We start from the raw sequence: 12,557 nt of genomic DNA on the forward strand, positions 1-12,557 counted from the left end.
TTAAATGCATAAGTTTTTTGCAAATAAACCGTCATTTATGTTATAATTTTAAGGTTATTTATGCTAGAGCAGCCTATAAAAGTTAATTAAGGTTAGTTCAACTTTAAGGAAAATTTTGTTTATAATAAGTTTTAACTCTTTAAAATAATCCATACGTCTACATAGATTTAAAATACGATCATAGATATATACTCCATTAAGATAATAAGTATATTGTCATATTACTGCATTCAAAAGAGTCTTTAAAACGGTATGATCTCCTTTCATCTTTTAAAAAAGAATAACTAATAGTTTAACTTTAAGCGGCTCCGGTAGCTATCGGCTGTGTCAGCGGTCTATAGGCTTGTAAACCATTTTCTATTACTTCATCGCATCTCAAATTCGTGTTTTTCACAATATAACTTGGTCTTTGCTTAGATTGAGTAAACAACTTCCCGATATAAATCCCTATGACGCCAAGAATGAATAAATTAATTCCGCCTAGAAAAATAACGGTTGCAATGAGTGATGTCCAACCGGCTACTGTTTCTCCCCGAAGATATTGGGAAAGAATATAGGGTAAAAATAAGAGCGATATTGATGAAAAGAAAATACCAAGATAGATAGCAAATCTCAAAGGCCGTACGCTAAAGCCGGTGAGGCCCGACTCTGCAAGTCTTAACATTTTGGAAAAGGAATACTGGGTTTTACCATGAATCCTGACGGCGTGCTCGTACTCAACCACAGTTTTTTTAAATCCTAACCATGAAACGATTCCCCTTAAGAAAATATCGCTTTCAGGCAGGCTCCTAATAATATCCACTAGCTTTTTATCAAGGAGCCTGAAATCAGGGCAGTTGCTATCAATAGGATTGTCGGAGAGTTTGGAGAGAATTTTATAGAACAGCTTTGAAGTGTTTTCTTTGACAAAATTCCCAGACTGTTTTCCTGCTTTGCGCCTACACACAACTATTTCAAAACCGTTCTGCCACTGCTCGATGAGTTCCTTTATAATGGCGGGGGGGTTCTGAAAATCTGCATCCATGCAGATTACAGCATCGCCGGTGGAATAATCATAGCCTGCTTTCAAAGCGTTTTGTTGTCCAAAATTTCTTGACAGATTGATGAAAAACACGTTTGGATATCTTTTACTGATATCAAAAAGAATATTTTCACTATCGTCGATACTTCCGTCATTTATAAAAATAAGTTCATATTCATGCTCTGTTTGCTCCATAGTAGAAACAAGCGAATTAGCGATCAATGCGATATTGCGCTCCTCCTGGTATGCTGGTATTATAATACTGATAAGTGCCATTTTCAATAGGTTTAGTGTTTATAATTATGGTTAGATATTGAACTTCAGCCTATCCAGCCGCCATTCAAATATCTGTTGAATGTCTCGAGCTGAAAAAAAAGGTTTATGAAACATAGGATAATAAGGGTTAAGTTATATTTTGGAAAATATTTCAGAATAATTACGCCCAGGAGCGATGATAAAATGAAAATTATATGTTGTGGATATCGAAAAATCCCGGATATTGGCAACACGCACGTTATTGCAAAAATCAGAATCCAGCCTATTTTATTGGTTTCCTTTAAATCCCTGATCCACCAAAGCAAAAAATAAATAAAAAATGGGGAACATAATACATGGCGCCCGATACTCCAAATACTTGTACCGCCATTTCTTTGAAAAGTGAAGAAGACATCCAGAAGAGCGAGGCCTGTTATGTAAAAGCTTGAGAAAAAAACTGATTGACTAACAGAGCAATTACCTTCTTTTTTTAAATACCGGTAGAGCCAAGCGCAGCAAAAACAGAAACAAACCGTTCCTACAATTAGTCCTAACGCATCTATTCCCAGCATTTTATCGGGAGCATATGTGGTAAAGGGAACTTGCGGAATTATCCAATGCCGCTTCCAAAATTGCTGTATATGCAGGAAATAAAACCATTTTCCTGTTTGACCTCCCTGCATGATCGCAGAAAAAAGTATTCCCAAGGCAATGGCAACAAAATTCCATACAAACTGTTTTGCTTTTTGAAGGTTGGATTTATTGCTGTTTTTCAAAAGTATTGTACTGATCAGTAGCGCTGGAATGGCAACAATTGATGCCGATCTTGCTAGCGATGCCCCGAGAAAACCTAAAAACTGTAGTTTTGTGTTATCTTTATCAAAGCCAATCAAAGTAATCAGGCTAAAGACAAAAAAGGTGGATTCCGAATAAGGTAACGCACAAAACACGAACATTGGAATGGTCAGGATAAACAAAAACTCCACATTGCCCATTTTATTACGGACTGCCATTGTGATAAATGCAGCGATGAATATTATAAAATTCAGGATCGAGATCGTCAGCGGGGATACCGCTAATGTTTTCCATAGCAAAGGAAACAGCGGAAAGAATGCCATGTTACAAACCCGGTAAGGAACAAATACGTAACCTTGGTCTTTGATTTGCTGGTACCACTTCGCGTCCCATTGGATAAGATTGCTGTCCGTAGGGAATTTTTCGCCAGGCAAAAAGCGGAGCAAAAACAAGTAGAAACAGGTCGCGATAAATAAATAAACGCCCGCAAGTATGATTTTAGTCCTCATCTTTTTAGGGTTTAACTTGTCGATCGATCACTGCGCTAATATATTGTTGAGTCATTTCCGGGGCTTCTGCTCTTGGGACATATAATTTAGAAACCTGCAGTTTAGGGCTCAAAACAAAAAGGTAAGGTAGTTTAAGCCCCTCAATGGTAAGATCATCAAGGGTTTTTATCAGCATATAGGCCTCCTGATCGATCTGGTTATCTTTTAAAAACAGTGTCAGGAATTTAGGTGCGTCAGCATCCAGAATCAATGTGACCGATATATTGCTGATTTTGAGATAAGTCAGCAAGTCCTTTACATATTGCTCCTGGTAATTTTTCCTCGAGATCCGGAGGAAGAGTTTGGGTCCATTTGTGGTTAATGTGGCAAGCTTTATTACATTACCATCTTTTGCGAAAAATTTAGTAGCGGGGTCGATTAATCGATTGTTATTGGTTAGCACCAGGAAGGGATAATTGTCCCAAAAGTCATTTTTATCGAAGGCGGCAAAGTTTACCTGTTTTGGTTTTTTTTTCTGGTCAAATACAATGGCGATGGCAGGACTTGACTTGCCTTTTGACATTAGCGCATAAGCAGAAAAAATTGAAGCACCCACAAGAAGTGTCAGTAGTAGATTTATTTTTGTTTTATCACTCATATCTATATATTTAGTAACGCCCATTTTTCGGAAAGAAAGTGCCCATAAATTATCAAATACAATGAGTAGAGGGCAAACGCGGATTGCGCAAATTTTATGTTCAGGGCAGACTGGTGTTTAAGCCACTGTAGTAGGTAGTAAACACCGGGTATAATCAGGTAAAGAATCGGTAGATACATATACCGGTCTGCAACAGCAGATGTCCTGGTCATTGGTATAACCTGAAGTACCAATCCCAGGTGTGCAAAAAATCCAAGGAAATTAAATATATAGAAAGAAGGAATTTTGCTACGCTTTAGGTAATAGAACCCTAACATGGATAGGAAGATAAAAAAAATGATGTACAGGATTAACTCCATCCAGATATCTGCTCCTTTGAGGAAGGGCATGCCATAATGAAAATGCAAACCAAATGGAAGGACTGTGTTTTTGATATAGAAAAACAAGCAGTGGCCAATAAGTGTCAATCGTTCTAGGATCGAGTAGGATTGTATCACCAGCTGATTGGTATGGGCTGCATTAGCATTTCGGGAAAGGATCGCAAAAATCAAAGTTGCCGAAACGCTCGAAAGGATGTATAGATAGACCGGCCAACGGTCGGTAACATATCCGCATTTTCTGATGTGATAGCCGAGCAGGAAAAGGATTACAAAGACATTCATAAATGCCTGCTCTTTACATAAACAAGCGATCACGAAGAAAACAAAACTATATAAAAGAAACCTTCCTTTTTGCTTTAGCAACGCGTCGAAAACATTGATCGTCGATATCAGTACGAACAGCGTGAAAAGAGGGATTTTCGAGGCTGATATCCATATTACGGATTCTACGTTCAATGGATGTATGGCCCAAATCAGGGATACAATCACCGGCAATTGCTTTTCATCCAAATCGAAAAACAGTAGAATCCTCCTGCATAATTGGAAGACGGCTGCGATATTGCATAAATGTATCAACCATGAAAAAATGTGGAAATAATAAGGATCCAGCCCTTGAATATGGTAGATCAACCGGTAATAGACCGTATTCAGCGGAGAATATTGTCCGCTCTCGAAGGTTTGAAAAACCTTTAGAATATTGGCCGTTGAAAAGAAGTTTTCCATCTCGATAAACCGATTGGACAACAACATCCAGTTATCATCGGGAGATGAAAAATTTAAAACGGAGATAGGGCAGTAAATATAGGCAACTACAACTATTATAATTGATATCAAAAACCTATTGCTATGGATCATATCTTACGGTTGGCGATGATACCCCTGATGTAGATATCGGTTAATTCCGGAAGTTCCTTTTCGGGTAAGAAGATATTGCCGGTTTTTTGCTTCTCCATTTCAAAGTAGTAAGGTGAGCTTTGCATCTCGATGTCCAGGTAAGAAAGTGCTTCACTTGGAAGGTTATAATAGGGGTAATCCAACTTGTTTACCGTCATGAAAATTTTCAGGTTCTTAAAATTAAGGTACGAGCCAAGTATAACTACGTTTTCTTTTCCAATTGAATCGGACAGCTTCTTGAGGAAGGGAAGCTGCGCCAAGATACACTCTCCGCAGTGACGGTCGCTGATCCTAAAGACCACTTTTGGGCTACTACCAGACAAGTCCATAAGCCTAACCATGCTCCCATTGGAAGATTCCAAAAGTTGCCCTTGAACATCGAATGGAATGGACACCGAAAGTCCCGTATTGATAATTTTTTTGAACAATACTTTTTTAGTCGTGGTTAAGACCTCTATTTTGTTTTTTAGTTTGAGCCTTTCCTGCTTTCTGTTTTTAGAGAGCGAAATAATTGCATATGACTGCACTATAACCAAAGCCAGCAGTAATATCAGGAGGATGCGTTTCATTGTTTTAACTCAATTTTAGTTTATAAAATACCAGGACCTGGTTGTCATCTTTTTTTAGGTTTCTTAGCAGGGTATCAAATTTTTCGTCCCTGCTAACAGGCTTTATACCGTATTGCTTTTCCTGTTGCCTGGAGATTTTTTCCTTCTCGCAAATTTCCGAAGGGTTCAGGATGCTGATAAATTCTGTGGCAGTACTTGCGATAGGATAAGAGAAATAATCCATTTTGGCCTTTTCATTAATGCCGAGTCTGGAAATAGGTTGTCCGCCATATATTTTTTTTGTTCGCGAAGAGTAAAATACGCCGGTTGGTATGTTTTTCTCCATAAGAGCAATGAAGTGTAATGCTCCGCTGGAAATAATACTTCCATCGAAATAGAACTTCTCGTCTTTCATGGTATTTAAGTCCGCGAGTGTTGTGAATTCCGACGGCGAAGTATCGTTTTTACCTAAAAAATTCAAATAAAACCTGGAATGAATGGAAAGCGGGTAATTTTTTACCTGGTAGATTGTTCTTGAGAATTTTGGACTGTAGTATATAAATTCCCCCGAGCCTGAAGAAGGTATTTTTGTATTGTAATCATAGTTCGGCAGTATTTTTTTGTCTTTTTCGTTACTCCATGAAGCAGATTTGATCGCCCCATCATTATCGGAAAATGCCAGGTCGAAATCATTGAGTTCTCCACTTACACCACGGTTCTCTATTGGTGTCTGCAATACGTAAATGGAATCTTTCAGGTAAGAAAAACGCACGAAAAAGGGCTTTATAGCAATTTTTTTTATCAGTTTTCCCTGAGTATCAAATGTTGCTATCTTCCCGTCCTTATCGTCAAATATTGAGAGCACTTTATGCCTATAATCGAAAGTTGCATCCCTGATACTTTTAAGCCCCGAATGATCATCACTGCCGACACCAACCTTGTCAATAAACTTTCCGCTGCTGTCGAAGAAAAATACCGATTTGGAAATGTAGATATCGCAGATGATTATCCTGTTATCGGATATGAATATGCGGTCAGGATATCCAAAAATACTTTTCGATGTGGTTTCCAATTTGACGAATCGGATATCGGTGAGCGTTTTATTATAGTCGAAGCTAACGTTTTCCAAACTCGCCGGAATATTTATTGTGTCGGTTTTTGCTTTTACCGGAGTAATTACCGCAATACGCCCAGATTGCTTGCAGGAATAACCTATTAGCATCATGAGCAGAACGGTTGATGTTGTTCTGAAAATGTTTTTCATAGTTTCTTTGAATTAAATAGGAAGGGACACTCTTCAAATCCCTGTCCTAAAGATTATCTTAAACGCAACCTACGGTACAAGCCTGAATAGGTACACAAGGTGTACAGCCCAAGCCAAGCTGGCTAAGACATTCGATCCAGTGAGTATTGAAAGCTTTGATCGGCATCGAGCCTGTCGCTGTACCGGTTACCGTTTGGTTGGTCTCTGCATTTCCTTTGATAGCACCATTACTGTATTTGGTATACAGGATAGTATTTCCGTTATAGTAGGTGGTATAGGTTACTGTTGTTGCCTGACATGCATAAGGGTGGTCTACAGATTTTTCAAAAAGGGGACCTCCTGATCCTGGGCTTGTGCCAGTGTTTGTGCCGGTTCCTCCATTAGTGTTCGTACCGGTTCCTCCATTGGTATCCGTACCGGTTCCGGTATCTCCGTTTGTGTCGGTATTCGTGTCGGTATCTGTATCCGTGTCGGTATTGGTATCTGTATCCGTGCCGGTTTCTGTACCCGTGTCGGTATCTGAGTCGGTATCCGTATCTGTTGAAGCAAGGGCATACATTGCCTTAGATCCAGAATGGCCGGATTCCACGAAGGAGGAAAGTGTGATTGCTGTCCCAATTCCAAGAACTAAAAACGCAATAATGGTCATAAGTTTGTTTTTTTGTTTTTTCATTTTTTGATGGATTAATTATAATTGTTGATTAAAGAGTCTTGGGTAGTAAGAAAGCGAGACCATAAAGTACCTTTGAAGCGAATTGATTTCACTGCGGGTCACGCGGTTTTCAAATTGATCGATCAGGACATTTCGATTCTGTTTTAAAATATCGAGTGCACTGAACTTCATCTCCAGCTGTTCACTTTTTAAAAACCGATAAAGAATGCTACTGTTGAGTAAAACGTAGTTTAATTTCCTGTCGTTGCTTAATTTCGAATCCGTGTTCTTTACATTTATGTTGAATGTGCAATGTTTAAATTGATTTAGCGTAAAATTTAAGGTCGTGATATTGGACAAGGAGATATTGGTGTAATATTCAGACTGGAATTGGGTATTCCTGAAAAACGACAGCGCGTGATTGGCCGAAACCAGGAGCAGGTTCTTATACGTATAGGAAAGTCCGGCCTTTAGTATGGTGGAAAAAGTATTGGTTTGGTATAGGGATCCATTAATATAGCGCGGAAGATTTGACCGGTTTAAACCCATATATATTGTGGGCATTACCTGTTTATCTTTGAACATATATGTTTTATCCAGGGTTAACATGATCGAGGCATAATTAGAAGCTCCAGCATTGGCCATCGAATAGGTGGTCCCCGAAATGGTGTTTCGGTAATCGATACTATCTATGATGCTTTTTTCAACAATGCCTGCTTTGAGATCGAGTGAGAAAATGTAGTTTGCCTTTTTACTGTAGGAGCTTTGTATAACCGAAAGAATGAACTCATGGCGGTATTCGGGTCTGAGGTGTATGTTTCCTTTTCTCAGATTGTAGAGGTCCGATGAATCAGGCAAGGCAACCAGTTGTTCCAGGCTTGGGACTTTCATTTGGGGCGCGTAGGCTGCTTTGAGCATCCTGTTGAACCGTCCGACATTGTTATATTGATAAATTGCTTCAACATTGGGCAGAAAGGCGCTAAAAGATCTATTGAAATTAAGCGTATTGATCATTGCTGTGTTTTTTTGATTGACAAACCGGGCTTGAAGATCAACGGAAATGAGCAGATCCTTGGAATAACGACTTTCAAATAACTTTGAAAATTTTTTTTTCATCAAAAGGGAAGGCTTTTCATCAACCATCCAATAATTATCCTTATTGGTAAGAAACCTATTTGAAATCTTGCCTTCACCTGTGACATCGCTGACCCTGTTATCTCTTGAGAATTTATTGAGATCAAACCTGTTTATCAGATCCAATTGTATCCCCTGAAGCTTTATAAATCGACCAATATTTCTGTAACGGTATTCTAAACCATTGTTAACTTTGGAGTGATCTGTTAAATACTCCCTGTTAACATTGCCTAACTGCCCGCTGTATTCGCTTACCCTTTCGTTACTGGAATGATACTTGTCATAAGAAAGCGTGTATTTAAAAAGGTAACTGCGATTTTTGATCTGCTTTTTCGAATAATCCGCTGACTTATCGAAGTTGATCGATAGCGCAATGTTTTCGTCGGTATCGAAGCCGTTATTCTTGAAATTATTGACTATGCTAAGTTGGGAACTTCCATCATTGATGATGTTTTTCGTCCTCTCTTCGAGCGAACCGATATCTTTTGATATTTTAGCAGATATCCCGAAGTTGCTGTTGGGCCTATTCTGTTCATAAGAGGCCAAGAATCTATATCCTATATCTGTTCCTGACTTTCTTGTTATCGAACTGTCGATTCTGCGCTCATTTGCCAAGGAAGAAATACCAATGTAATTCTGCTCTATAATTTTGTCGATATTATTGCGGAAGAAATTGATATTCAGTTTCCTCTTATTGGAAAAGCTCCGAGATAGATTGAATCCTCCGGATAAAAATTTATTTTGCCCAAGGGCATTGAAGTCTGGTAAGTATTCTGTCGATCGGCTGGGCTTAAAAACAGCGTCTTCCAACAGAGTGGTGATATTGTCAGCCACCTTGTTGACATTATTACCGGCGCCGAGTGCGGTAAGCTCCATTTTTGGCGTGAAGTAATTCAAACTTAGATTCCCATCATATTTGTGACCAGTGCCCAGCCCCGCACTTGCTTTCCCAAAGAGGCCTTTCTTGTTTTTTTCTTTTAAGGTTAGATTGACCGATACCGTCGATACGATCGGATTGTTATCGGTGGGTTTGTCAGGCGTAACCTGTACCTTATCTATTATTTGATTTGGAAGATTTTGTGTTGCGATTTTGAAATTGCCGCCAAAGAATGGTTTACCATCCACCAGTATTTTACTAACATTTTTTCCATTTACAGTGATCTTGCCATCTCCCCAGATAATGACGCCAGGCAGATTTCGAAGAAGATCTTCTACTACGGCATTGGGTTTTAGCTTGAAAGCATCTGCATTGAATTCCACGGTATCACCTTTGATCTTTACGGGAGGTGCGCTGGAAATAGTTACTTCATTAAGCTCGATTGCACCGGGATCGACCAATACAGTTTTTAAATCAAGAACTGGACTTTGGCCCATCTTAAACCGGACCATTTTATCCTTATAGCCAATGTAGCTAATTATGAGCTTAAGGGAATCTGTTACGGGTATACTTCCGATTGAAAAATATCCATAGGGATTCGTCAGGCCATAATTAATAATATCGTTTGTTTTGAGGTTATAAATAGTAGCTGTTGCAGATATTAAAGGAAAATTCCTTTTTGAATCCATAACGCGCCCGTTTAGCCTCCCCAACTTTACACTGTCCGGCTTGGTCTGTGCAACAGCGCCAGCCAACAAATTGATCGAGAGATAAAGCGTTAACAGAAAAGCTCTCATCACAGGTCACTTTTTAGGGTGATTTCCACGATCACGGGATTGGCATGATCATTTTTTGCGGCAAAAAATTTCTTCAGCTTATCATCATAGCGAACAGTCTCTTCTGAATTTGATTTTGACGTAAAAAGTTCAAGTGCCGAATAGGATGTGTATATGTTTTTCCCGAAAACTTTTTGGATTCCGTGATTCGAATATTCGGTCCCAAGTATCGAGGGTTGGGCAATTGTCAGGTATTGACTTACTGAATCGGGCGTTATTTTTTTCATCGCAATTAGCCGCTGGGATTTAAGATTGAATACCAGATCGTCAAAATCGTTGCTTTTCCCGCTCTGCAATTTGAACATTAGATTGTCTCCGACTTTGAAAAAGTTGGTGACGCTATATATCAACTCACTGTGGTCGCGAAGATAATTTATCCGTTTGTATTCCAGTGACTTGTTGATCAGGAAGTCCTTGGGTAAGGAATTTTCCTGGGGAAATAAAAATTGATAGGCAAGCGAAATTGAATCAGAACCAATCCTAAATATATTATAGGAGTAAGTGTTGGTACTAAAAAAATGATCGCCTGATTGATAATAAAATTGGTCAGGCGTAAGAATATCGCGGGAATCGAGTTTTTTTAAATGACTCCATAATGAAAGTTTTCCTGATACTTGATTCTTATTTAGCCAGAACTGATCATATTTTTTGAGCTCATCATTGTAATCATATCCGGTAGAGTTGACGATAGCCTTTCCATTGTCAAAAAATGCGAATTCTCCCTTGATTAAATCTGTTTTAATGGTTTGTATCAGGTTTGCTTCAAAATCATACACTAGTGTATGATTTTGATTGCGTGTCCGTATCAGGATTTGTTTTTTTGTTTGGTCCACACAGATCTGCTTGAACTGCTCACCATAGCCAAGTTGACCTGCTAATCCTTTGGTTTGAATTTTACGATAAAAATTTCCCATCCTGTCGAATAAAAGGACCGAATTGGTTGCCTGATCTAGGATAATAAAAAAGGAATCGGTAACCTCGAGCTGAGTAATGGAGCCAAATTCTGATTCTTTAGACGTTTGAAGGGGTATGTAGTTCACTTTGTCGATAAACAAAGCTGCATTTCCGCCCATTGCAGTTTCCGGTGCGATTCTCAACAATGTAACATTAGTTGTATCAATTGTTACCTGTTGGGAAAAACTTTTTCCAATTTCTAAGAGAAAAAAGAAAACTAGGAGTAGCCTATTTGTCATCAGCGGAACAAAAAAAATGTTGCTGATTTTTGTCAATTAATAGTAATGTGGGTTTTAAGAGCGTTATCATAATGTTTTTAATTGGTTAGATGGTTGTAGTAGATATAGCTTTCTACATGTAACTTACCTTTTACGCTTGATAAAATTTAAGCCACATTTCAAAACTAATATTTCTGGGGTAAATATCAACTAAGTTTGCCGTAAGTAAAAGGATTTACCTGACTTATTATACCTATTATACCTACTTATTTTTTCAGACAACTGCAATTGCAAGTAATTAAAGGGGATAATTCATGAACTTAAATTATTAAGTAAAAGATTAGTTACGTTTAATCTTGGTCATTAATTTTTAATGTTCATAATCTAAAAACTTAACTTATCTGGGGGATTTCGGCAATAGTAGACAGCGGATTCCGTTCCAAACTGTGCACCCGGGGATTTACCCAATCTTGAGAAGGGCAAGCTAAGAAAAGGCCCAAATATATTCATTCCTGCTAAACCAGGGAAATCCAGACTAAAAGTGTTTTTGTCCTCCAATCTCTAAAAATACAGCCGAGCGGAACATCAGGCCCACGTTTTGGAGTATAACAGCGAAGCGACCGTGGTCCATCCCGAATAATAGATATTCTCCCAGGAGCGATTATTTTATGCAGAAATTGAAAAATTATTCCCGAAAGCCAGTTGCGAAAAAAGCTGATCAAAAGATCAGAACGGCCAGTTTGCCTCGAAACAGGTGATCACTTTAAAGCGAAACGGAGTGACAGTTTAAATGCGGAACGGCTGGCCATTTTTGCTGAAATATCCACTATACGCTCAGAATACAAATACAAAAAATGATTCGCATCATGTTTGGTACCAACCAAAAGCAAATCAATGATTATTCTTGAGGCATCTAAAAAACATTCAATGCACCATTTTGGATAATTTTCTAATCCAGGAACCTTCTCCTGCAGTGACTTAGAGCGAAGTATTTTTTACTAATAAAACCCGCCAGAAATTCTCTTAGCAAGTTTAACTCTGTGAGATTGAACAAACCAGAATGAATTGACCCCGCAACAATAAAAATAAATTTTTTGTTGATTATTCTCATTCAATCAATCATGGATTCACATTAAGGGGGTAAATTAGATTGGTTCATCCATTTAATTATCAGAAATATTAATAATCCATTTCTTGAGTAGCACTTTTCTAGATTTTCGTTTTGCTCTAATTTTTTTCTTTTTGTCTACAACTTTTGGAATCAATTTTTCACTTTCTTTCCGTAATTTCATGAGCCTACCAAGCTTATCATACTCTGTCATTTTAGTGTCTAGTTCAGCGATTCTCTTCAAATCAGCTATAAATTTGTTGCTAATTCGAACCGTCGCCGACCCCGAGAGCCCTTTAAGATTATCTTAAAGGGCCTTTTTGTTTTTAGGGGATTTTGAAATCGTTGAATAGGGCAGGTAAAACGTATTTTTTGGTTCGAGTCCCATGTGGATACCCTGACGGTGTAAAAACAATTCTTTACTACTTTGAATCGGTTATTTCATTATTAATCAATAAATTGTAATTTACTTTTT

The 12,557-nt window shown here is 38.3% G+C and carries 10 protein-coding genes; all 10 read right to left on the reverse strand.

Annotated elements, in window-relative coordinates:
• Window positions 1–298 precede the first annotated feature (298 nt).
• On the reverse strand, window positions 299–1,297 hold the full coding sequence (locus ABD769_RS05605; RefSeq protein ID WP_344850105.1) for a glycosyltransferase family 2 protein: 999 nt from the start codon (window positions 1,295–1,297) through the stop codon (window positions 299–301).
• 44 nt (window positions 1,298–1,341) lie between these two features.
• Complete coding sequence (locus tag ABD769_RS05610; RefSeq protein ID WP_344850106.1) at window positions 1,342–2,580, reverse strand: hypothetical protein; 1,239 nt, start codon at window positions 2,578–2,580, stop codon at window positions 1,342–1,344.
• A 4-nt stretch (window positions 2,581–2,584) separates the two neighbouring features.
• Window positions 2,585–3,217: a hypothetical protein gene (locus tag ABD769_RS05615; protein ID WP_344850108.1), complete on the reverse strand. Its 633-nt coding sequence runs from the start codon at window positions 3,215–3,217 to the stop codon at window positions 2,585–2,587.
• A 2-nt stretch (window positions 3,218–3,219) separates the two neighbouring features.
• Window positions 3,220–4,320: a hypothetical protein gene (locus ABD769_RS05620; protein ID WP_344850109.1), complete on the reverse strand. Its 1,101-nt coding sequence runs from the start codon at window positions 4,318–4,320 to the stop codon at window positions 3,220–3,222.
• A 128-nt stretch (window positions 4,321–4,448) separates the two neighbouring features.
• The gene (locus tag ABD769_RS05625) at window positions 4,449–5,060 is read right to left on the reverse strand and encodes a hypothetical protein (protein WP_344850111.1); all 612 of its coding nucleotides are present in this window, start codon (window positions 5,058–5,060) and stop codon (window positions 4,449–4,451) included.
• Between the two features lie 4 nt (window positions 5,061–5,064).
• On the reverse strand, window positions 5,065–6,303 hold the full coding sequence (locus tag ABD769_RS05630) for a 6-bladed beta-propeller (protein WP_344850113.1): 1,239 nt from the start codon (window positions 6,301–6,303) through the stop codon (window positions 5,065–5,067).
• A 58-nt stretch (window positions 6,304–6,361) separates the two neighbouring features.
• Window positions 6,362–6,862 carry a hypothetical protein gene (locus ABD769_RS05635; RefSeq protein ID WP_344850115.1) on the reverse strand — a complete coding sequence of 167 codons (501 nt, stop codon included), beginning with the start codon at window positions 6,860–6,862 and terminating at the stop codon, window positions 6,362–6,364.
• Window positions 6,863–6,991: 129 nt separating this feature from the next.
• Complete coding sequence (locus tag ABD769_RS05640) at window positions 6,992–9,763, reverse strand: carboxypeptidase-like regulatory domain-containing protein (protein ID WP_344850116.1); 2,772 nt, start codon at window positions 9,761–9,763, stop codon at window positions 6,992–6,994.
• Window positions 9,763–11,031: a 6-bladed beta-propeller gene (locus tag ABD769_RS05645; protein WP_344850118.1), complete on the reverse strand. Its 1,269-nt coding sequence runs from the start codon at window positions 11,029–11,031 to the stop codon at window positions 9,763–9,765. The genes ABD769_RS05640 and ABD769_RS05645 overlap by 1 nt, the downstream gene beginning before the upstream one ends.
• A 1,106-nt stretch (window positions 11,032–12,137) precedes the next feature.
• Window positions 12,138–12,326 carry a hypothetical protein gene (locus ABD769_RS05650; protein ID WP_344850120.1) on the reverse strand — a complete coding sequence of 63 codons (189 nt, stop codon included), beginning with the start codon at window positions 12,324–12,326 and terminating at the stop codon, window positions 12,138–12,140.
• Between the last annotated feature and the right edge of the window lie 231 nt (window positions 12,327–12,557).

Origin of the sequence: Pedobacter jeongneungensis, from assembly GCF_039538295.1 — a bacterium.
Lineage (GTDB): Bacteria > Bacteroidota > Bacteroidia > Sphingobacteriales > Sphingobacteriaceae > Pedobacter > Pedobacter jeongneungensis.